This is a genomic window from Rufibacter tibetensis (genome assembly GCF_001310085.1).
GTDB classification, from domain to species: domain Bacteria; phylum Bacteroidota; class Bacteroidia; order Cytophagales; family Hymenobacteraceae; genus Nibribacter; species Nibribacter tibetensis.
Window position 1 is genome coordinate 1,381,965 of sequence record NZ_CP012643.1, and the last position, 21,639, is coordinate 1,403,603.

The following is a 21,639-nucleotide window of genomic DNA, read 5'->3' on the forward strand; positions in this document are numbered from 1 at the left end:
AATAGCCCCTAAACAAGAAGGCCTTCCCTGCTATGCAAGGAAGGCCTTTCTACCTACTTCTTTAGTGATTATTCCTGAATACCTGGTACGCCTAACGGAAGTGCGCTGTGCCAGTCAAAGTCTGGTGCTTTCTTCTTTGTTGGGGCCAGTTCATCTAGTGTATTGGCATCATACAGACGGCCGTTACGCATCACGTACTTGATGGTGTTGGTGTTCCGGATATTCTCCAGTGGGTTCTGGTCCATGATCACTAGATCTGCCAGTTTTCCGTTCTGGATGGAGCCTAAGTCACCGTCCAACCCTAGAGATTTCGCGCCTAAGATAGTGGCTACTTTCAAGGCATCCAGGTTCTTCATACCACCAGATTGAATAGACCAAAGTTCCCAGTGGTAACCTAAGCCTTGTAGCTGTCCGTGCGAGCCAACGCCGGCTAAGCCGCCGTCTTTCACCAGACGGTTCACAAACTGGGCGTGCTTGTCAAAGATGTGCTCTTCTTTCATAAACCAACCAGCTCTGCGCCGCGATTTCTCATCTAACTCCACTTTAGGGGTGAAGTAGTTCAGCTTCTTGTCGCCGGCCAGGTTCTCAGTAGCATAGTAGTAGTTCTCGGCCCAAGGTCCGCCGTACGCTACCAACAAAGTTGGCGTGTAGGCAATCTGCGACTTAGACACAAACTCCAGCACGTCTTTGTACAGCGGGTAAATCGGGTACGAGTGCTCATGGCCTGGGTAGCCGTCCAGTACTTCCGTTAGGTTAAGTTTGAAATCAAGACCGCCTTCAGTGGTAGGCATCAAACCCTGCTCTTTGGCGGCCATGATGATCCACTGGCGGTGCTGGCGGTTTCCTACCAGATACATTTTAATGGTCTTGGTGTTGTAGTAATCGGAGTACTGCTTCAGTACGCTCTTGGCGTGGTCTAAACTCTTCAGGTTGTAAGACCAATACCCAACGCCTGGACCGGTGGAGTACACGCGTGGCCCGATCATCTTGCCGGTTTCCACCATGTCAGAGTAGGTCAACACGTCGGTAGTGGCAGTTTGAGGGTCACGGGTGGTCGTCACGCCATAGGCCAGGTTCGCGGCGTAAATCCACACCTGGTTAGAGTGCACGCCCCAACGCGGCCACATGTGCGCGTGGGTATCTACGAAGCCTGGCGTGATGGTTTTGCCTTTCACATCCATTATGGTGGCATTCTGCGGAACCGTTAAAGTACCGGAAGCGCCCACGGCTTTGATGCGGTTGTCCTGGATCAGAATATCGCCATTCTCAATTACTTCATCGCCGTTCATGGTGATGATGCGGGCCCCTTGCAGCAGGATACTTCCGGTGGGAATGTCACGCGGCACGGTGATCGCGATTCTGGTTTCTACCGGCTTGTAGCCTTCAATCTTCACGGCTTCTTTGGCACCGGTGCTGTCTTTCTTGGCTTCAGTGGCTGGTTTGGCGTCTTTCTTCAGCTCCTCGGCAGCTTCCAATTCGCGTTTCTTTGCGAAGGCTTGGTCCATGTTGTAGGCAAAGAAGGCGTTTCCGATTGACCAGTACACGCTCTTTCCGTCAGCGGACCAGCTCGGGAACTGACCACCAATGTCGGTCAGCTTCCAGCTAGGGAACTGAGAACTGGCGATGTCAGCTACGGAGATGGTTGGGGTTTCACCGCCCACAAACGGGATAGTTACCACATAGATCTCGTTGTTGATCAGGGCCAAGGCCTTATCGCCTTTAGGCGCTTTGATAATGGTAGTAGCGGTAGAGGCTTGTTGCTGCGGCTCACGCTCGTTTACGTGCGTGTTGTGGCTCATTTCCTCTTCCAGCATGTCAGCAAAAGACCCGAAGGTGGTGATGCCTTTCACTTTCACGTACGGCTTCTTGTCCGTACCATCCCAACGGATAGAGATTAACCCGTCAGAGGAGCTGTACAGGTAAATGCGGTCATCGCCCTGCACAAAATGTGGGTTCGCGCCCAAGTTGGCTTTGGTTACAAACGTGCTGGCACCACCTTTTGCCGGGATCCAGTTGATGGTCTGGCGCGAAGCAAAAGCACTTGGCCCTGCAGACTCACGGTAGGTTTGGGCAGTTCCTTTCACGAACACGATTTTATCACCCTTAGGTGACCAAACCGGCTCCTGAAACACAGAATTTTCCTGGCTCAACTTCACTGGTTTGGCTTTGCCATTGGCCGCTACTTTGTAAATAGCACCACCGGTTTTCTCGTGCCAGGTCACAAACACCAGCTCCTTGCCGTCTGGTGACCAGGCTGGTTGTGCCTCCGTAAAATCATTGGTGGTGACGCGTTTCGGCGTGCCGTTCGGGTAATCGGTAATGTAGAGTCTATCCAGTGCGGTAAAGGCCAGACGCTTTCCATCTGGTGACATAGCCGCATCGCGGATCTGCGTCACCTTCATGGTTTTGTCGTCATTGATTGGGTATTTGAACTCCACTTTAGGACCAATGGCGATTTTGGTGTTCACCTGGAACGGAATCTCTTTGGCCTGACCGCCGCTTACCGGAATACGGTAAATTTTACCGCCGTAAGACGCCACCAGTTCTTTGCTGTCTGGTGTGAACGACATGGCCGGCAACACCCCCAGCGGAGCAATAGACTCCTGCTCATCACGCTGTACCGGATAAGCCAACCATTTCTCATCGCCTGATTTCAGGTTCTGGACAATAAGGCCGGTTTCATTGTTGTAGCGGGTTCCGTACACCAGCAGGGTACCGTCTGGAGACAAGGTAGGCGAGAATGCCGAGCCGTAGCGCGAGGTGCGGGTATCGGTCTCGCCAGTTTCGCGGTCCAACGTGGCCAATTGGTACTGCGGCAACTGCGCGTTGTAGTTCCAGCCACCGGTGCGGCGTGAGTACCAGATGTAGCGTGGGTCTTTGCCAAACGCCGGCTCCACCGTTTTCAGGGTCTCAGGGGTTTTGATCAACTGCGTACCGCCACCGCTGTCTTTGTGGTACAGGTGCAGTTTCAGGTTACGACGCCCCTGTGATACGACCAGGTACTCGCCATCAGGCGTCCATTCAGCGGCCTGGAAATTTTCGTTTTTGCTTTTGCTGATCTGGCGGGTCTTTTTGGTGGCCAGTTCCATCACCCACACGTTGTCGTTTCCGTCGCGGTCTGAGAGGAACACGATGGATTTACCGTCTGGGCTGAACCGCGGCTGCACATCCAGAGCCATGCCTTCAGTTAACTGATCGGCTTTGCCACCGGCCATGGGCAGCAGGTACAAATCGCCCAGCATGCTGAAGATGATTTGTCCGCCCGCCGGGTGCACGTCTAGTGCGAGCCAGGAACCTTCATTGGTGTTGATGTCAATGATGCGGCCCGCTTCTAACGGCAGGTCTTTTTTCTCTTCTTTTTTGGGGCTGTCTTTCTTTGCCGGGGCGGGGGCGTTCTGGGCCATAGAAGGTTCCATGAACAGACCCAAGGTGCAAAGCAGCAATACGGGTTTCTTCCAGCCAGCTAGGTGGTCTGTAAAAAACTGCTTCATAATGAAAGGGTTAGTAAGTTGATTGTTTGGGAATTGTGAAGATAAGGATTGTTTCAATAAGTTGTTTCACTTCTCTTTTATGCCTGTTTTTGAAAATGTAGTGCTTAAACAAGAAATGGCCTCTGTCATCTTCTTTTAGAGAAGACCACAGAGGCCATTTCTTGTACTAGACTTGTTTACGGCTTAAGCCATCAACGTGTTTTTCACGTAGTCGCGGCTTTGTTTGATGCTTTGGAAAGGATCTATGCCGGCGGCGAAGTTTTCCTGCTCCACAAAGATGCGGTCTACACCAGAAGAGTTAGCTTGCGCGAAGATGGCCTTGTAGTCAATGGAGCCGCTGCCGATCTCGGTGTTCAGGTCAGGGGAGTTTTTGTCCATGTCTTTCACGTGCCACATCACAAAACGGCCTTTGTGCTGGTTGAATAGGTCTACCGGTTTACGGCCTGCTTTTTCCATCCAGAACAAATCTGCCTCAAAGCTCACCAATCCAGGATCGGTTTCCTTGAGCAGAATGTCATACCCAGTGGTGTCACCGTACTGCTTAAACTCAAAATCATGGTTGTGGTAGGCCAGCTTCAACCCAGCGTCTTTACACAACTCGGCTGCCTTGTTCACTTTCTCCGCAATGTTCTTATACGCATCAGCGCTGTTTCTCAGGTCTTCGCCCAAATAAGGAACAGTAATGTATTTGTGACCTACAATGTTTCCGGCCTCAATGTAGCGCTTCACAATGTCAGTGTTGCCGTCTTTCATGTACTGGCCAAACTCATAGTGCCCGCTGGTAGAAAGCAGGTTATTGTCCGTAAGCAGCTGTTTGAACGCCGTAGGCTGTAAGCCCCAGTACCCTTTGTCAACCGAATACCCGTAGGTTTCCACGTCCTGGTATCCGGCTTGCGCTACTTTCCCAATAACTCCTTTTACATCGGTAGGCAGAAGCTCCCGCAGGGTATAGAGCTGAATGCCAATGTCACTAAGACCCGTATCTCCGGTAGTAGCGGTGCTGGTATCTGACCCTTCAGCGGTAGAGGTGGTAGTGGTGTTCTGGTTAGAAGAATCGCATGATGTGAGCAGCGTAGGCGCGAAGGCCACCCCTGCTGACAGTAAACCGAGCTTCTGTAAAAAAGATCTTCTGTTGTTCATTTGGTTTTAGGTATGTGAACGTTTGTTAAGTTTAATTGAAAAGAGAGGCTTCAGACATCGCAGATCTGGACGGCTTTTCTCAGGGAAGCAAGTTTGTCTTTGGCCTCTGGAATGAATTCCTGCGCCACGAAGCCCTTGAAACCAGTGGCTTTAATGGCGCGCATGATGGCCGGATAATTGAGCTCCTGCGTGTCATCAATTTCATGACGGCCTGGTACCCCAGCGGTGTGGTAATGCGCAATGTATTGGTGATTGTCTCTAATGGTCTGAATCACGTTGCCTTCGTCTACCTGCATGTGGTAAATGTCATACAGCAGCTTGAAGTTCTCAGAGCCCAGGCGTTTGGCCAGTTCGGCGCCCCAGGCGGTGCGGTCACACATATAGTCTTTGTGGTTGACTTTGCTGTTCAAAAGCTCCATCACCAGCACTACCTTGTGTTTTTCAGCCAAGGGCAACAGTTTCTTCAGACCCTCCACGGAGTTCTTTAAACCTGTTTCATCATCCATGCCATTGCGGTTCCCGCTGAAGCAAATCAGGTTGGTGTAACCGGCTTTGGACACCAATGGAATCATGTCTGAATAATTTTTTACCAGCGTAGCATGGTACTGCGGATGATTAAACCCTTCCGTAAGGCTGATTTCAGCACCGTTGCACATTGTAGAAATCAGGCCATGTTTCTTCAGAACAGGCCAGTCTTTGGGTCCTACCAGGTCAATGCCTTTCATGCCCATTCCCTTCGCGGCCACGCACAGTTCTTCTACTGATAAATCATTGAAGCACCAGCGGCACACTGAGTGGTTGATGTTCCCTTTCAGTTGATAGACAGTTCCCATTTTCTGCTCGTTTTGGGCAAAACAGGACAAAGACCCGGTAGTAGTGAAGGCTGCCGTAGTGGCCAGTATTCCTTTGATGGCGGTTCTTCTGTTTTTATCTGGCATAAAAGTTGGGTAAGCTTAAGCTGGTTTAATCTGATGCAGGCTCTGCGGAAGGGTAACTATTTTACAGCCGCTTGATCATGATGTTCCGGTACCAGACATTATCTCCGTGGTCTTGCAAAGCGATTTTCCCGGAAGTAAACGCCCCGAAGCCCGCCATGTCTTTGAACTTGCTTCCGGCTACCATCTTTTTCCAGTTATCGTCCCACAAGGTAGTGGAAACCACCTTCACGCCATTCTGCATAATCTCCAGACGGCCTTTGTTGCTGATGATTTCCACCTGATTCCACTCGCCGGCGGGCTTTACCGTCTCAGGGCTGCTGGCAATCAGATCATACAAATCACCGGCGCGGTGCTTGTGGATTTTAGCATCGGGGTGGCCGTTATTGTCCAGGACCTGCACCTCAGGGCCGGTGCTCCAGGTGTTAGGGTATTTGGCGGGATCATCCTGCACAAACAAGATGATTCCGCTGTTACCGTTGGTGGCTATTTTCCAGTCCAGCTTCAGGTGGAAGTTGTCAAAGCTCTCTTCCGTCACAATATCTCCGCCGTCACCGGTTTGCCAGTTCTGCTTGTTGCCGGCATCCAGGTGCAGGGTACCGTCTTCTACTTTCCAGGCTTTGCCTACTTCGGCTTGCCCGTAAGTGTGCCAGCCTTTAGTGGTCTTTCCGTCAAACAAGGGCTTAAACGCAGCCTCTGTAGAGGTCCTTGTAGATTGAGGGTTTGCCATGGTAGAATCTTTGGAAGTAGACGTACAAGCGCAAAAAGCAGTTAGTGCGAGTAGCGGGAATATGTGCCGGAGAGCCATCGCCTTTCCTTATTTCTTCAGGGAAAGAATGTACTGGGCCATTTTTTTGGCTTCGTCTTCGCTCAGGTTGGGATGCGGAGTCATGGCCATTTGTCCCCAAACGCCGCCACCTCCTTTGATGATTTTTCCGGCCAAGTACTCAGCATCTTTTTCGTTGTTCTCATATTTATCAGCCACTGCCTGGTATGCCGGGCCTACTAATTTCGTATCTATTCTGTGGCAACCCATGCAATCTGAACTGGCAATCAACTTTTCGCCTTCTGCATGGGGGCTGACACCAGTGCCGGCGGTACGGTCGGTTCCGATGTTCATGCTGCTAGTATCTGCGTCTGATTGCCGGGTGGCGGCACTCATGTTTGCTGCCGACGATGAATCAGCACTTGAACTTTCTACGGCACCTTCATTGGTGGTTGAATTGCTGTTACAAGCTGCCATAAAAGCGCAGCAGCTTAAAAGGAGGAAAACTTTTTTCATAGTGGGTACGCGTAATTCTATTGATTTAGGTTTGGTTGCTGAATTGGGCAACAGGCATTTGATAAGGCCTCCATAAAGTAAACTTGGTTTTAGATCCCGACTTTGCCTTCAAAGAAGTCACTTGCATTTAGAGCCCATTTCCCGAAAAACTGCTTAAATATGGAATAATATCTGGATTCTCTTCTAAAAAGTTGGTCCAAGCTGGCAAGGCAACAAAGCCATTTCTCAGAAAGAAGGCTCTTTTGGCAAGTAGACCTTGTCTCAGAAGAGCTATTCTTAAGTGATAGCCCAGGCTTTCTCTCCTTTTTTGTACGGCATGCACCCCTCATAACGGCCCGGCACCGGAAGGTAGCGAAGCGCCTGCGTAGCGCCTACTTCAGAAGTAAAGTAACCCAACATGGTCAACTCCTTCATCATTCTGAAGTAATGGTTGGGGGCATCTTCTTTTTTGTTTACCTGGTGGTTTTTTTGGTCTTTATCCAGTTGGTTCAGCAGGGCCGTGCGCTCCTGGGCAGTTGCTTCCAGAAACTTTTTATCGAACTTCTTTTTGCTGGCGTCATCTAGTTGGGAGATGCCTTTCAGGAAGATTTTCTGGTCTTCGGGGGTATAGCAGTCCTGCACCATGGTGGCCATGAAGGCACCTATCTTAGCGGCTTTCGCACCGGGGCTATCCGTAGTAGGAATGATGGTCTCCCCTACCTCGTCTAAGAAAGTTACCTGATCCTGATCAAACAACTTATTGACTTTGGGAGAGCTGTTGGTACAGGAAACCAGGAACTCAGCACCAATCATGGTACCACCCATTATCCAACCAATAGCGGCAATTGCGTCTCTTCTATTCATAAGGGTAAAGGTCTTTGAACTCCTATTCGAAACTTTAATAAGTTCTTGTTAAAAAGTGATTGATGCTTTTTGGCTGGTATCCTCTGTTAAGTTTCTTAAAAGCTGGTATTTAGCATGGTAACACCTGCATTTAACAGCATTTTTGAAAACTCAATGCCATTTACTAGTTGTATCTCATTCTGTTTCGCTAGATTTTCCGCATTTTCATTGAATGTATTTGCTGTGGTAATTACCCAAGCAATTTTATTATACCCATCATCTATGCTTTCTTTTTTCGTTCTATATTCTAGAACTTGATTTGTTCCCCATTCACTGATTTGGCCCTTTTGAAATTTTGCTTGGGTATAAATTATCAACTTGATACTTTCAAATACAGCTACAATATCAGCATCGCCTTCCTTCCCACTCTCATTTTTAGCTGGGATAGAAACTTCATTTGCTCCAATTGTTTTAAAATATGTTTTAACTAATTTCTCAAATTTATCTGGGTTCAGTTCATTTTGAATTGAATCTAAAACAAGAGAAGCTGTCTTGTCAATTATGATTGAATGCAGATGTATAGGTTTATCAACTTTATAGTTCTCTATACTCGTCTCAATACTCGTCTTTAAATCATTGATTTGAGCATTTGTTTGCCTAATTTTCATCCTTGCTGTAAGTTTTGCATCTGCAAATTTATCCCTTGAGACATCCCTGTAGAGTACATTAACTTTTCTGGCAAAACCTAAATCATAAGCTTTCCCATCTTCCTTCAAAAGGTGAACACCATTGGTAGTTACATTTTTATTTCCCCAAGACTTAAGATCTTCTGAAAAGGTTTCTCCGATTAAGAAAGGCCGATCATCTACTATTTCACAAATAAAAAATGTTCCCCAACTTGGCACAATCACTAAGTCTCCCTTTTGAAATTTCAAAAAGTTCCAAAGATTGTGTCTTGTTCGTGGCACATTGTTCCAAACTTTTTGAAATTGAGAGTTAAAGTAATCCCAATCATCTTCTAAAACCTTATCAATTAACTCATGATTAATAAGGTCTGAAAACCCTATTGTCAAATACCCTTTCTCTAGCAATGGGTATGAAAGTTCAGCTAAATGTGAAATTCTATGGAGCCAGTAATTCATTATTGATTATTTAAATATTCGTATAGTTTTATATTTCAACAACTAATCTTCAATTGTTAGCAAGCATTAACATTACCCCTCAAGCACCCAACGTCCAGCCGGCGCGGTACTCCCGTTTCACAAACTGGTTGACCTCGTCAAAGTTGGTGACGCGCATGTTCTGGTTGTCCCAGAGCAGCTTCACACCACGGCCGGGGTAATCAAATCCAGTTCCGTCTGCTTTAGGCTTGCGCACATCTACGCCCCTGATGGCGAGGTTGGCCATGAGCAATGCCTCGGTGAGCGGGCCGGCAATCTCAAATGGAGAGCTTACTTCCATTTTTCCGTATCCGGCCAGACAGGCTTCTACCCACTGGGCATAATGCCCGTCGGCACCGCCGGGTACTCTGGCTAGTTGGTGCTTTGGTTTTACTTTTTGGTGCTTTGGTTTTACTTTATAGGTGCGGGAAGTAGGCAGCAGGCGCGGGTCTGCCCCGTAGGTGCTGCACATCATCTTGCCTTTAGTACCCACGAAAAGCGTTCCGTTGCCACCATCGCCAAACAACTCATTTGGGCCAAGTTCCTCAGGACGCTCGGGTTGGATACCGCCATCCATCCAATGTAAAGTCACCGTACCTTTGGTTTTCTCGGTCTTCGGGAACGTCAAGGTCACATGGCTGGACGGTGGGCAGCTTTCCGGGAAGTAGCCGCGTTTAAACTCGTCTACATACACGCTGCCTACGCTGGCCTGTACATCGGTGGCGTAGGTTAAGTCTAGTACTCTGAACGGGGCTTCTATCAAATGACAGCCCATGTCACCCAAGGCACCGGTGCCGTAATCCCACCAGCCGCGCCAGTTGAAGGGCACCAGTTTGTTCACGTACTCTTTATAAGGCGCAGTACCTAGCCACAAGTCCCAATCCAGTCCTTGAGGCACGTCGGCTTTGGTGGCGGGCCATTGAATGCCCTGCGGCCAGACCGGACGGTTGGTCCAACTATAAATGGTGTGCACTTTCCCAATGGCTCCTGAATCATACCACTCACGCAGTTGGCGCACGCCATCGCCCGAGGCACCCTGGTTTCCCATTTGGGTCACTACTTTGTAGCGCTTGGCGGCATCAGTGAGCATGCGGGCCTCGTAGATGTCATGCGTGAGCGGTTTCTGCACATACACGTGCTTGCCCAACTGCATGGCCGCCAAGGTAGTCACGGCATGGTTATGGTCCGGCGTAGAAACGGAGACAGCATCAAAGTTCTTGGCTTCCTTGTCGAACAGTTCGCGCCAGTCTTTGTAGTACTTGGCTTTGGGAAATCGTTGGCGGGAGTTAGCTGCTCGGGTATCGTCTACGTCGCAGAGGAAAGCAATATCGGCTTTGCCGCTGTCATAGAAGCTTTTGATGTCACTTTCGCCTTTTCCGCCCACACCCACAGCAGCTATTCGTAGCCGGTCACTGGGCGCGGTGTAGCCTTTGCCCCCCAGCACGTAGCGGGGCACAATCATGAATCCAGCGGCTGCCAAGGCTCCGGTTTTCAGGAACTGTCTTCTGGTGCTGTCCAGCGGGGCAGACTTGTTTTCTTCTTCGGCCATGAGGGTTAGCTAGAGGAAATCAGATGTTCATTTTCTTCAACTCACTTACAGCATGGTCAACCGCGCGGGCGGTCATGGCCATGTAGGTCAGGGATGGGTTCTGGCAACCTGCCGAGGTCATGGCGGCGCCATCAGTAACGTACACGTTAGGCGCGTCCCACACCTGGTTGTATTGGTTCAGAACCGAGGATTTAGGGTCTCTTCCCATGCGGGCGGTTCCCATCTCATGGATTCCCTGACCCATGGCGTACCCAGCGTCGTAGGTTTCCACGTTCTTCAGGCCCGCAATCTCCAGCATCTCTTTGGCGTCATTGGCCATGTCTTTGCGCATTTTGAGCTCGTTTTCCTTTAACTCGCAGGAAATATCCAGCACCGGAAGGCCCCATTTGTCTTTCTTTTCTTTAGACAGCTTTACCATATTCTCGTGGTACGGCAGCGTCTCCCCGAAACCGTTGATGCCCATGGTCCAGGCACCGGGCTCGCACATGGCTTCTTTCAGATCAGCGCCAATGCCCATCTCCGCAATCTCACGGCCCCAACCGGTACGGCTGGCGCTCCCCTGGTACCCAAAACCCCGGATGTAGTCGCGCTGGTCGCCGTTCACGTTCCGGAATCTAGGAATGTAGATCCCGTTCGGCCGGCGGCCATAGTAGTATTTGTCTTCGTAGCCTTCCACGTCGCCTTTGGCCCCGGCCCGGAAGTGGTGGTCCATGAGGTTATGGCCTAACTGGCCGCTGCTGCTACCCAGACCGCCTTCCCACACATCGGTCGCGGAGTTCATCAGGACCCAGGTAGAATTAAGTGTGGAGGCATTCAGGAACACCACTTTGGCTAAGTACTCATAGGTCTGGTTCGTCTCGGCATCCAGTACTTCCACCCCTCTGGCTTTCTTGGTATCCTTGTCGTACAGGATTTTGGTCACAATAGAATGCGGACGAAGCGTTAAGTTACCGGTAGCCATAGCCGCAGGCAACGTAGCCGATTGCGTGCTGAAGTACGCCCCAAAAGGACAACCCAGCCAGCATTTGTTGCGGTACTGGCAATTGGTGCGGTTGTTATGAGCGGCCGTCAGGTTAGCCGTGCGGCCGATGATCAGGTGGCGATTTCCTTTGTAATGGGTTTTGAGGCGAGCGGCCACGTCTTTTTCCACGCAGTTCAGGTCCATGGGTGGCAGGAACTCACCGTCTGGCAAGTGCTGGATGTTCTCCTTGGAGCCACTAATGCCCGCGAACTTTTCTACGTAGCTGTACCAAGGCGCCAGGTCTTTGTACCGGATGGGCCAGTCCACGGCAATGCCGTCTTTGGCATTCGCTTCAAAATCAAGGTCACTTAGGCGGTAACTTTGGCGGCCCCACATAAGTGAGCGGCCTCCTACGTGGTAGCCCCGGTACCAGTCAAACCGTTTGCTTTCAATGTACGGGCTTTCCTTTTCGTTTACCCAATAGTCCAGGTTGGCTTCATTGAGGGTGTAATCACGTTTGAGCACCGGATAATTCTCAATCATTTCCTGGGTTTTACCACCCCGGTGGGGCAGCTCCCAGGGATGCTTGTTGGCGTTCACATAATCCTTGACGTGTTCTATGTTTCGGCCCCGCTCCAGCAGGATGGTTTTAAGTCCTTTTCCCGTTAATTCTTTGGCGGCCCAGCCACCAGAAATCCCAGATCCAATGACAATGGCATCGTAGGTATTATTAGCCATAAAGAAGGTTGTTTGCTTGATAGGTATGTAGGGTTTTGCGCTCTGTTCTTTCAGGCTAAAATTGAAGGAATGACAACTGCTTCACCGTTCCTTTGCCCCTTGTTGAAAGAGTAGTAACAAAATCGCATTTTAATAATAAACTTAAAATTCTGCAAAAGCAATCTTGTGTTTGGCATAGAGGAAAAAAACGGCAGAAATGGACAGGAAAGAGTATAAAATGCTAAAATAAGTACTTTCCTGGCCAAGCCGATTTAGAGCCTTTTTTCCAGAAAACCAGCTTAAAACGTACACCTGCTTTTGCAACGGAAAACCCCATAAACGCCAAGAGCGGAAACCGTTTTACCGTTTCCGCTCTTGGCACTGCTCATTGATTAAACGCCTTTTACATCAGGGTCTCGGGGTTGCCATCTGTGTCCCTGATTTCGCTTTGCCGAAGCTTAACTGGTGCGATGTCTTTCCGGAGTTTGGAGTTGAGCATTTCCACCACCAGAGAGAAGAACATAGCGAAGTAAATGTAGCCCTTAGGAATGTGCACGTGGAATGCCTCGGCCACCAGCATCACGCCAATGAGTATCAGGAAAGACAACGCCAGCATCTTCACAGTAGGGCGGTCATTCACAAAATCACTCACGGCCTTGGCGAAGGCCAGCATGATCCCCATGGAGATGATCACCGCTATCACCATCACAATGATCTCGTCTACCAAGCCCACAGCGGTGAGGATGGAGTCAAAGGAGAAGACAATGTCTACCATGATGATCTGCACAAGCGTCTTGCCCATGGTGGCGGTACCGCCTTTGATAGCGGCATGGCTCTCTTCCTCGCCCTCCAGCTTGTTGTGTATCTCGGTGGTACTCTTGGCCAGCAGGAACAAGCCCCCGCCAAAGAGAATAATATCCCGCCAGGAAACGGCAAACGGCTCATCCATCCAGAACAGGTCCCAGGTGAAAATCGGCTCCTTGGCCCCTACAATTGTGCCTATGAACATCAACAGGATAATCCGGAACACCAGCGCCAGCATGAGGCCAATGGTACGGCCTTTGCCCTGTTGTTCTTTGGGCAGGCGCCCCACCACAATGGAAATAAACACAATATTGTCAATCCCCAGCACCACCTCCATGAAGGTAAGGGTGAGAAGACTTAGCCAGACATCTGGACTGGTAAATACGTCAAACATAGTTCTATTTTAGGTCAGGTAGTGCGTAAAGGTTGGAAAGTTAGGGATTTAAACGCAGGCGAAAGAACTGGGTTAAGCACCCCACCAGAATCCCTCAATTTTAGGTATTACTACGGAAAGGGTAGATCAGGACTTCATGTTCACAAACTGCAACGGAATACCCAGCTCAGCCCGGCGCAGCATCGCAATCACGTCCTGTAAATCGTCAATCTTTTTCGCGGTTACGCGCACCTGGTCGTCCATGATGGCAGGCGTCACTTTCAGCTTGCTGTCTTTGATCAGCTTTACAATCTTTTTGGCGTCTTCCTTGTCAATGCCAGCGCGCACTTTTACATCTTTCTTGATCATGGCTCCGCTGGGAACCGCGTCATTGCTGAAGTCAAGGGCGGTGGCGTCTATTTGCTGCTTTACAATCTTGCTCAGGATGATGTCCTCAATCTGGCGCAGGCGCATGTCGTTCTCGGTGACAATGTGCACAATGTTAGTTTTCTTGTCCAGCTCCACGCTTCCTTTGGTGTCTCTGAAGTCAAAGCGGGTCTGGATTTCTTTTTTCACGGTGTTCATGGCATTTTCCAGCGTTTGCGGGTCCACCTTGCTCACAATATCAAATGAGGGCATAACAGAAGTTTTAAATGAAATGAAGTGTATTTGAATAGTTTTATTGCCGGAAGCCGTACAAAGTTACTAGTTTAGCAAAATTTTAGTGAAAAGTGCTTAAAAACGCAGTCATGCAAATTATTCAGCCCTCCAGCTTTCACGAGTTTGAGCAGTATTACCGTTTACGTTATGAAATGTTACGCAAGCCCTGGCACCAGCCCATTGGCAGCGAGCGTATGGAAGACGACAATGAGGCCACGCATTTGATGGCGATTGATGAAGACACGGGTGAGATTATGGGTGGGTGCCGCGTGCACCTTGAAACCGATACCGAAGCCCAGCTTCGCTTCCTGGCGGTAGGTCCTAAATACCAGAACAAGCAGGTAGGTCGCCGGCTTTTGCAGGCGGTAGAAGAAGAAGCCCGCCGGCTGGGTGCCAAGGAATTGATTGTACAGGCCCGCGAGTACGCCAGAAACTTTTACAAGCGGAACGGGTTTACAGAAGAGTTCCCTTCCCACTTACTCTTCGGAGAAGTGCAGCACTACCAGATGCGCAAGCCCCTCTACTAAACAGCGACGGATAAAAGCCATTGCTTCGCTTCCCATCTGTGGTTTTCCTGCAGAGGTACCGGGTAGCGGGAGCAATGGCTTCTTATTTGCTCTGTCATGAAAAAATCTCTTGTTTTTGCTAGCCTTGGCATTGGTCTGCTGGTGTTAGGTGCCGCATACCTGGTCTTTCAACCCACACCTGCTCCTCTGCCTACGGTCTCCTCGGTAGACCTGCAGCGCTATGCCGGCAAGTGGTACGAGATTTCCCTGATCCCCAACCGTTTTGAGAAAGGCTGCCATTGCACCACGGCGGAGTACGTTCCCAAGGAAGACTACGTGGAAGTGCGCAACTCCTGCCGCAAAGGCAGCGCTAATGGCAAACTGGATGGAGCCGTAGGCAAGGCTTTCCCGGTGGAGGGCAGCAACAACGCCAAGTTACGGGTGCAGTTCTTCTGGCCTTTCCGGGGTGATTACTGGATTCTGGACCTTGCCGATGATTATTCCCACGCCTTGGTGGGTTCGCCAGACCGCAACTTCCTCTGGATTCTCGCCCGCAAACCGCAGTTAGATCCTGTGATTTACGCCCGTTTATCTCAAAAGGCTCAGGAATTAGGGTTTGATGTTCGTCGGCTTGTTCATAATGATCAGAGCTGTGGGGAGAGGTAACAGGGTTTCCTAGCTGCTTTTTTGTGCATGCAGTTTGTCTTTGCTGGCGTAGCGGAGGCTTGTTTCGGAGCCCTTATGCTGGGTAGTTGCATTGCTTCCCTCCGTGCGCTCACGGCCACGAGGCCCCGTCTTCCCCTCTCGCACTGCCCTTTCGGCCTGGGCTGTCTATTCCTCTTAGCTTCTGTCTATCTATGGCCAAAAGCGAGGCGCTCGATGGGAAGACTGGAATTTGAGAAAGTAGCAAAGGCTGTTTTCAACTTGGACCTACCATGATCTGAAGTTTACAAATCAGTGGGGCGCCAGCCCCAAAGGTATACTAGATGACAAATCTAGATAATACTTCAAAGCTGCAATACCACTACCTCAAAAGACCTCGTAGTGTCCGGAGGTCCTACGAGTGTCTCTGCTGAAGACCGGCAAAACTACCCTTCTTCCCTGTCATTCCCCAGATCACCATCGCGCTTTCCTGGCATATCCCTAAGACTATTCTGCTGCAAGGCGAGTACGGCCTGAAGTTCTTCTCGCAGGAGTTTCACTTCCAGGTGTAACTGGTCAATCTGCTTGGCTCCGGCAATGTCAGAGTCTTCGCTGGCGGCATCGCGGTCAAGGAAGAAGCTGGCAAGTAAGGCGGTAAAATATCCAAAAACAGCAAAACCGTAGAGGGCCAGCACAAAACAAAGGGCACGCCCTTCGGGGGTTTGGGGCCAGTACTCGCTGCCCAAGGAAATCAGGATCATGGCCGTCCACCACAGGGCTTCGCCATAGGAAGCAAGGCCTCCTTTCACCTGGTTCTCAAATGTATACATTCCGGCTGCTCCGGAAAACAAAACGGCTAACGACAAGGCCAGCATATAGCCAAAGCCCCGCCTTCCCATGGTGGCACCCAGGCTTTTCATACCCCGGTTCAGGGAGCTCAATACCCGCACCAACCGGATGCCCCGTACAGCCCGTACGGTTCTGAAGAGCCGCACAAACCGCGTAATCCGGAAAACCCGCAGGGCAGGCACCACCAATGAGATAGCAGTCAACCAATTTGATTTGAGGAAAGGAAGCTTTTCGGGGGCCAGGGTGAAGCGGAGAACGAAGTCCAGGATGAAGAGAATCCAGATGACGTAGTTGATCATCTGCAGCACCGGTCCTAATCCCCAGATCAATTCCACCACCAGCAACACCAGCCACACAAAGCCAAGAAAGATCATGGGACCTTCCAGGGCATGCTGAATCCGGCGAAGGAGTTGCCGGCGTTCGTGGTTTAAGGCGCTGTTAACAGGGTTGGTTGAAGGGGTAGGTGTCTCACTCATCAATAAGTGCTTTTCTTTGATCATACGCAAGTGCAGAGCAAGAGTGGGGCCTTTTAGAATTAGCAAACCTGGCATCCCTCCTCAGGCAAAAGAAAAGGAGTCGTTTTTAGGGCCGATTTTCAAAAAAAGTGCTTAAAAACTGGTTTAATCCTATTCTTTAACCACTCTATATGTAACCACACCTATATAACTGGAGTACAAGTAGCATCTCCTAATATTGCTACCTTATACGTTTTGTCTACCCATACTGTAAAAAGATATACGCTTAAAACATTGGCTGTTCTCCTCTGGATTATAGGAGGTGTGCTGGTGTTAGTAGTGCTCCTGTTGGTGGCACTGCAGATCCCCAAGGTGCAGGACTTTGCCGCCAGCAAAGCTGAGAATTACCTGCAGAATAAAATAGGCACTGAGGTCAGAATAGGGAAGTTCCGCAGCGATTTCCGGAAGGACATTCTTCTGGAAGACGTGTACCTGGAAGACCAGAAAGGTGACACGCTCTGGTACTCCCAGCGCCTGGCCGCCAACCTTGACATCCTGGGCATCCTTAAATCCAAAGTGGCCCTCAAGTCACTGGAACTAGAGAACGCCACCGCCCACATCTTCCGCACCCTGCCCGACAGCGCCTCTAACTTTGACTACATCCTGGAGGCCTTCGCCTCGCCCGCAGACACCACCGCCACCGACACCACTAGTGCCGGTTTTGTCTATGATATAGGCACCCTTAGCTTCAAGAACATCTTTCTCACCTACCGCGATGAGGTGAACGGCCAGAACGTGCGCACCCGCATAGGAAACTTCAACGTGGAGATGGACGAACTGGACCTCACCAAGGAAATCTACCGCATTGGAGATATCACCCTGCGCGACACCTACGTGGACATGGTTCAGACCAAAGTTCCACCCGAAGGCGAATCTGAGCCCATGACCATGCAGTTTGGGTTAAAGACTGTGGCCTTGGACAGAGTGAAGCTGAAGTACCGAAACGGCGTGGCCAAGCAATACATAGACCTGAACCTGGGTCAGGCCAGAATGGCTTCAGACAAGATTGACCTCATCAATTCACGCATTGATTTGAGCAACCTGGAGCTGCACAACAGTACCCTCGCCTACTCGCAGAACGCGGAGATGCCCGCCGAGTACCGCGTGGTGAACCCCAAAGAGGCGCTGGAAGCCATTGAGGAATCGGTTTCCAAAACCACCGGTGAACCAGTGAACTGGGTGTTTACCCTGGACAAGCTGAACGTTACCGAGGTAGACGCCGCCTTTGACAACTATGATGCGCCAAAGCAAGCCAGAGGCATGGACTACAACCACCTCATGGCCCGCAACTTGAACATTCAACTAACGGATCTTTACTACAGCACCAACCGCACCACTGCCCAACTGGAGCAACTTACCTTCCAGGAGAAAAGCGGGTTTGAGGTAAAGCAGTTTACCGCCGGTATTTTGTTTGACTCCGTTCAGACCGAATTATCAGATTTGGTGCTGGAAACAGGCCACAGCCGCATTGCACGCCGCCTTAAAGTAGGATACCCATCATTGGAGACTGCAGCGGATGACCTAAGCAAACTGACCTTGTCTGCTGACCTACAGAACACCTACATCGGGTTCCGGGACATTGCCTTGCTACAACCTACCTTAGTAAACCAACCACCATTAGCCGGAAACCTGAACCAGACGGTGCGTTTAAGCGGCGTAGTAAATGGCCGCATGGACAACCTGCTGTTGAGCAACGTGCGGGTGAGCGGATGGCGCAATACCGAACTGGCTTTGAATGGCCGGATCAGGGGCTTGCCTAACCCAGATAATTTGGCAGCCAACCTACAGATCAACCGGTTCCATACCACTGCCGCCGATGTAAACTCTTTGCTTCCGGCAGGTACGTTACCAGCCAACATCACCCTGCCACCGTCTATGGATGTGCAAGGTTCGTTCAGCGGCACCATGACCGCTTTTGACGTAGATGCCACCATCCGGACTACTTTCGGGAACGCGATTGCGAAGATTGACATGACACCGGGCAGAACCGCAGGGCAGGAACGCATCAAAGGCAACGTGCGCCTTATGCGCTTTGACCTGGGCCGCCTGATGAATGATAAAACGTTGGGGCGCGCCTCACTGGTAGCCAACATTAACGGTACTGGTATTACTCCCGAGACCATGGTGGCCAACATTGACGGTACGGTGCAAGGGTTTGAATACGGCGGCTATAATTACCGTGACATTACCTTTGACGTGGACGCCAACCGCAACCGCTACGTCATCAAAGCCAACAGCACCAAGGACGAGAATCTGGATTTCGCGCTGAACGGTACAGTGAACCTGCGGGGAGCGCAACCGGCTATCGCTATGAACGCGAACCTGCGCGCTGTAGACTTCCAAGCCTTGAAGCTGTATTCTGAAGACCTCCGGTTACGCGGTGATATCATTGCGGACTTACGCGGCGGTGATGCCAACAGCCTGAACGGTTCTATCATTGCCCGTGACGCCGCCCTTACCAGCAACAACCGTCCACTCAAGTTTGATTCGCTGGCGGTGTATCTGACGCAACAAACCAACAGAACCGAATTGCGGGTCTTGTCTGACGTGATCACCGCCAACCTGAATGGGAACATTGGGTTAGGAGACATCGGGCCCGAGCTGATGAACCACATCAGCCGGTACTATGACCTGGGCAACGGTGGGTATAAACCTAGTACCCGGCCCCGGCAGTTCAGCTTTAACATGGCGCTGCACAAGCCACGCATTTTCCAGGCCTTCGTACCCGGGCTTGACCGGTTGAGCTTAGATACGCTTTATGGGAATTACAACAGCCAAACCGCTAACCTGGAGATGGTGGCCAGGGTACCCCGCGTTAGGTACAGTGGCACGCGGTTAGACTCTATAGCCCTGAACGTTTCCTCAGACCCTAACCAGCTAAACTACAACGTACACGCAGAGCGTATCCGTCAAGACACTACGTTTAGGGTGAACAACATTGCACTGGACGGAAGTGTACAGAATAACACGGTAGCCCTTCGGGCAGCAAATGAAAGCGAAGCCGGCGAGGAAGAATCAGCCATTGGCGTATTGCTCCGGCAAATCAGAAACGGGTTTGAAGTGAACGTAGCCCCAGACCTGCTCATTAACCGCGATGCCTGGACCGTTGCACCTGACAACTTTGTGCGGTACTACACCAACAATGGAGCAGTGGTAGCGAACAACCTGCGCTTATCCAATGGGCCTATGGCGATTGCGCTGCAAAGCCAGAACCCAACGGCTCAGAATTCGCCGCTCAACGTCAACCTGACTGATGTAGACTTAGGTTATCTTGCCCGTGCCATTTTGCAGGATGACAGCCTAATGGCCGGTACCCTGAACGGACAAGCCACCGTGAATGACATTTCAGGCAACATGAGCTTTACCGCAGACATGGCCCTGACTGGTTTAGAGTACCAGACGTTCCCGGTAGGGGATCTTTCCCTGCAAGCCAGCAACCCCACCACTAACCGTTACAACATGACTGCCCGTCTTACCGGCTTAGGCAATGACGTTACGTTGGCGGGCTATTACCTCACCACTGAGGGTAAACCTATTTCCTTTGACCTGGACATGGGGCAATTGAACCTGGCCAGTCTTCAGCCTTTCACGGCCGGTATGGTGAAAAACCTGGGCGGAAATCTGTTGGGCCAAGTGGCCATCAGAGGAACGGCAGATGCTCCTACTATGGCGGGCGACCTGCAGTTTCAGAATGCCACCTTCAACCTGGCCATGCTCAATTCCACCTTCCGGGTACCAGATGAGCGCCTGGCCGTGAACAACCAGGGCATCCAGTTCAACGACTTTGTCATGCTTGACTCCCTGAACAACCGCGCCACCGTAAACGGAGCCATTCTTACTTCCAACTTCATTGACTACCGGTTTGATTTGCGCGCCACTACCGAAGACTTCATGGTGATGAACAGTACCGCCGCTGACAATGAGCTGTATTACGGCCGGGTATTCCTGGATAGTGACACCCGCATTACCGGAGACCTGAACGTGCCTATCATTAACACCAACGTAACCGTAGCGCCTAACTCCAACCTGACCTACGTGATGCCGCAGGAAGAAGCGGGCGTGAACCGAGAGGGCATTGTGGTCTTTGTGGACGTGGACAGTACCCGTAACCGACGCATTAACCGCCAAAAGCAAATAGACACGCTAGACGCCGAGGTGCAGGGGATTGAAATGACCATGACCCTGACCTTAACAGATGAAACTCCTATTACCGTGATCGTAGATCCTGAGGCTGGTGACAACCTCACCATCAGAGGCGAGGCGAACTTGAATGTAGGTTATGATGTCACTGAAAACATCACCTTATCTGGTCGTTATGACGTAACCGAAGGCCGCTACGCCATGAGCCTGTATGAACTGGTGAGCCGCGAATTTGAGATAGACCCTGCCAGCTACATTGTGTGGACGGGTGACATGCTGGATGCCGATGCTAATATCACGGCCATCTACAACGTAGACGCAGCCCCGCTGGAACTCATCCAGAGCCAGACTGCCGGTTTAGATGCCGGAACCGCCGGCCAATACCGTCAAAAGATGCCATTTGATGTTCGCCTGAACATGAAAGGCGAGATCATGAACCCGGCTATCTCTTTCAACATTGAGTTAGATGAAAAAGCAAGGGGAGGCATGGTAGAAGAGGTAGATGCCCGTTTACAGCAACTAAGCCAGCCTACGCAGGAATCTGAGCGCACCAAACAGGTTTTCTCGCTGCTGGTGCTGGGCCGCTTCATGGCGCAGGATCCATTGGCGTCGTCTGGCGGAGGTGGCATTAACAGTGCCTTGCGCGGTAGTGCCAGCAAAGTACTCTCTGACCAACTAAATGCCCTTACTGGCCAGTACCTGGGCGGTTTGGGTCTGGAATTAGGCTTGAACTCCTATGAAGACTATTCGTCCGGTGATGCCCAGAGCCGCACAGATTTAAACGTAGCCATGCAGCGGCAACTGCTCAACGACCGATTGACCGTCACCTTCGGAACAGACATCCCGTTGGGGGGTGGCAATGACCAGGGTAACTCCGGGAACAATAGCAACGCCAGCGGGTTTGCCGGTGACGTATCGGTGGAGTACTCGGTGACCAAAGACGGACGTCTGCGGTTGCGGGCCTTCCGGAACAATGCGTATGAAGGGTTCCTGGACGGCCAGTTGCAACGCACTGGTATCTCCCTTCTATTTGTGCGGGAGTATGACAGCCTCGCAGACCTCTTCAAAAACACTGGCAAAGCAAAATAATGAC

15 protein-coding genes are annotated in these 21,639 nt (G+C 50.8%); 3 read left to right on the forward strand and 12 right to left on the reverse strand.

The genetic code is table 11. The annotated features are described in order from the left end of the window. Positions 1-68: 68 nt before the first annotated feature. The 11 genes from DC20_RS05310 to DC20_RS05360 all read right to left on the reverse strand — a co-directional run bounded on the left by DC20_RS05310 (position 69) and on the right by DC20_RS05360 (position 13,873). Positions 69-3,491 carry an amidohydrolase family protein gene (locus DC20_RS05310; RefSeq protein WP_157593057.1) on the reverse strand — a complete coding sequence of 1,141 codons (3,423 nt, stop codon included), beginning with the start codon at positions 3,489-3,491 and terminating at the stop codon, positions 69-71. A 183-nt stretch (positions 3,492-3,674) separates the two neighbouring features. Beyond that, positions 3,675-4,631 carry a sugar phosphate isomerase/epimerase family protein gene (locus DC20_RS05315; protein ID WP_062542878.1) on the reverse strand — a complete coding sequence of 319 codons (957 nt, stop codon included), beginning with the start codon at positions 4,629-4,631 and terminating at the stop codon, positions 3,675-3,677. A 50-nt stretch (positions 4,632-4,681) separates the two neighbouring features. Further along, a complete protein-coding gene (locus tag DC20_RS05320; RefSeq protein ID WP_062542879.1) occupies positions 4,682-5,569 on the reverse strand; it encodes a hydroxypyruvate isomerase family protein in 888 nt (295 codons plus the stop codon). Between the two features lie 61 nt (positions 5,570-5,630). Beyond that, positions 5,631-6,296, reverse strand: a complete 666-nt coding sequence (locus DC20_RS05325; protein ID WP_157593058.1) for a 3-keto-disaccharide hydrolase — start codon at positions 6,294-6,296, stop codon at positions 5,631-5,633. Between the two features lie 87 nt (positions 6,297-6,383). Beyond that, a complete protein-coding gene (locus DC20_RS05330; protein ID WP_218918738.1) occupies positions 6,384-6,848 on the reverse strand; it encodes a c-type cytochrome in 465 nt (154 codons plus the stop codon). Positions 6,849-7,124: 276 nt separating this feature from the next. Then, complete coding sequence (locus DC20_RS05335; RefSeq protein WP_062542881.1) at positions 7,125-7,691, reverse strand: gluconate 2-dehydrogenase subunit 3 family protein; 567 nt, start codon at positions 7,689-7,691, stop codon at positions 7,125-7,127. Between the two features lie 95 nt (positions 7,692-7,786). After that, the gene (locus tag DC20_RS05340) at positions 7,787-8,812 is read right to left on the reverse strand and encodes a restriction endonuclease (protein WP_062542882.1); all 1,026 of its coding nucleotides are present in this window, start codon (positions 8,810-8,812) and stop codon (positions 7,787-7,789) included. 79 nt (positions 8,813-8,891) lie between these two features. Continuing rightward, positions 8,892-10,379, reverse strand: a complete 1,488-nt coding sequence (locus DC20_RS05345; RefSeq protein ID WP_062542883.1) for a Gfo/Idh/MocA family protein — start codon at positions 10,377-10,379, stop codon at positions 8,892-8,894. Between the two features lie 19 nt (positions 10,380-10,398). Beyond that, complete coding sequence (locus DC20_RS05350) at positions 10,399-12,078, reverse strand: GMC oxidoreductase (protein ID WP_062542884.1); 1,680 nt, start codon at positions 12,076-12,078, stop codon at positions 10,399-10,401. A gap of 382 nt (positions 12,079-12,460) precedes the next feature. Continuing rightward, complete coding sequence (locus tag DC20_RS05355) at positions 12,461-13,255, reverse strand: TerC family protein (protein WP_062542885.1); 795 nt, start codon at positions 13,253-13,255, stop codon at positions 12,461-12,463. A gap of 126 nt (positions 13,256-13,381) precedes the next feature. Further along, positions 13,382-13,873, reverse strand: coding sequence for a YajQ family cyclic di-GMP-binding protein (locus DC20_RS05360; protein ID WP_062542886.1), 492 nt, complete (start codon positions 13,871-13,873; stop codon positions 13,382-13,384). A 110-nt stretch (positions 13,874-13,983) separates the two neighbouring features. On the opposite strand from DC20_RS05360, the gene DC20_RS05365 reads away from it, so the two are divergent. Then, complete coding sequence (locus tag DC20_RS05365; protein ID WP_062542887.1) at positions 13,984-14,421, forward strand: GNAT family N-acetyltransferase; 438 nt, start codon at positions 13,984-13,986, stop codon at positions 14,419-14,421. A 96-nt stretch (positions 14,422-14,517) separates the two neighbouring features. After that, a complete protein-coding gene (locus tag DC20_RS05370) occupies positions 14,518-15,066 on the forward strand; it encodes a lipocalin family protein (RefSeq protein ID WP_062542888.1) in 549 nt (182 codons plus the stop codon). Positions 15,067-15,488: 422 nt separating this feature from the next. Here DC20_RS05370 and DC20_RS05375 read toward each other — a convergent pair whose 3' ends face one another. Beyond that, a complete protein-coding gene (locus DC20_RS05375; RefSeq protein WP_245652306.1) occupies positions 15,489-16,391 on the reverse strand; it encodes an ion transporter in 903 nt (300 codons plus the stop codon). A 249-nt stretch (positions 16,392-16,640) separates the two neighbouring features. Between DC20_RS05375 and DC20_RS05380 the strand changes: the two genes are divergently transcribed. Then, positions 16,641-21,635: a translocation/assembly module TamB domain-containing protein gene (locus DC20_RS05380; protein ID WP_062542889.1), complete on the forward strand. Its 4,995-nt coding sequence runs from the start codon at positions 16,641-16,643 to the stop codon at positions 21,633-21,635. Positions 21,636-21,639 lie beyond the last annotated feature (4 nt).

Excerpts from the sequence above, each read along its gene's own strand:
- DC20_RS05340 (WP_062542882.1), bottom strand. The coding sequence starts at position 8,812 with ATGAATTACTGGCTCCATAGAATTTCACATTTAGCTGAACTTTCATAC.
- DC20_RS05335 (WP_062542881.1), bottom strand. The coding sequence starts at position 7,691 with ATGAATAGAAGAGACGCAATTGCCGCTATTGGTTGGATAATGGGTGGT.
- DC20_RS05315 (WP_062542878.1), bottom strand. The coding sequence starts at position 4,631 with ATGAACAACAGAAGATCTTTTTTACAGAAGCTCGGTTTACTGTCAGCA.
- DC20_RS05350 (WP_062542884.1), bottom strand. The coding sequence starts at position 12,078 with ATGGCTAATAATACCTACGATGCCATTGTCATTGGATCTGGGATTTCT.
- DC20_RS05355 (WP_062542885.1), bottom strand. The coding sequence starts at position 13,255 with ATGTTTGACGTATTTACCAGTCCAGATGTCTGGCTAAGTCTTCTCACC.
- DC20_RS05375 (WP_245652306.1), bottom strand. The coding sequence starts at position 16,391 with ATGATCAAAGAAAAGCACTTATTGATGAGTGAGACACCTACCCCTTCA.
- DC20_RS05325 (WP_157593058.1), bottom strand. The coding sequence starts at position 6,296 with ATGGCAAACCCTCAATCTACAAGGACCTCTACAGAGGCTGCGTTTAAG.
- DC20_RS05320 (WP_062542879.1), bottom strand. The coding sequence starts at position 5,569 with ATGCCAGATAAAAACAGAAGAACCGCCATCAAAGGAATACTGGCCACT.
- DC20_RS05345 (WP_062542883.1), bottom strand. The coding sequence starts at position 10,379 with ATGGCCGAAGAAGAAAACAAGTCTGCCCCGCTGGACAGCACCAGAAGA.
- DC20_RS05360 (WP_062542886.1), bottom strand. The coding sequence starts at position 13,873 with ATGCCCTCATTTGATATTGTGAGCAAGGTGGACCCGCAAACGCTGGAA.
- DC20_RS05330 (WP_218918738.1), bottom strand. The coding sequence starts at position 6,848 with ATGAAAAAAGTTTTCCTCCTTTTAAGCTGCTGCGCTTTTATGGCAGCT.
- DC20_RS05310 (WP_157593057.1), bottom strand. The coding sequence starts at position 3,491 with ATGAAGCAGTTTTTTACAGACCACCTAGCTGGCTGGAAGAAACCCGTA.
- DC20_RS05370 (WP_062542888.1), top strand. The coding sequence starts at position 14,518 with ATGAAAAAATCTCTTGTTTTTGCTAGCCTTGGCATTGGTCTGCTGGTG.
- DC20_RS05365 (WP_062542887.1), top strand. The coding sequence starts at position 13,984 with ATGCAAATTATTCAGCCCTCCAGCTTTCACGAGTTTGAGCAGTATTAC.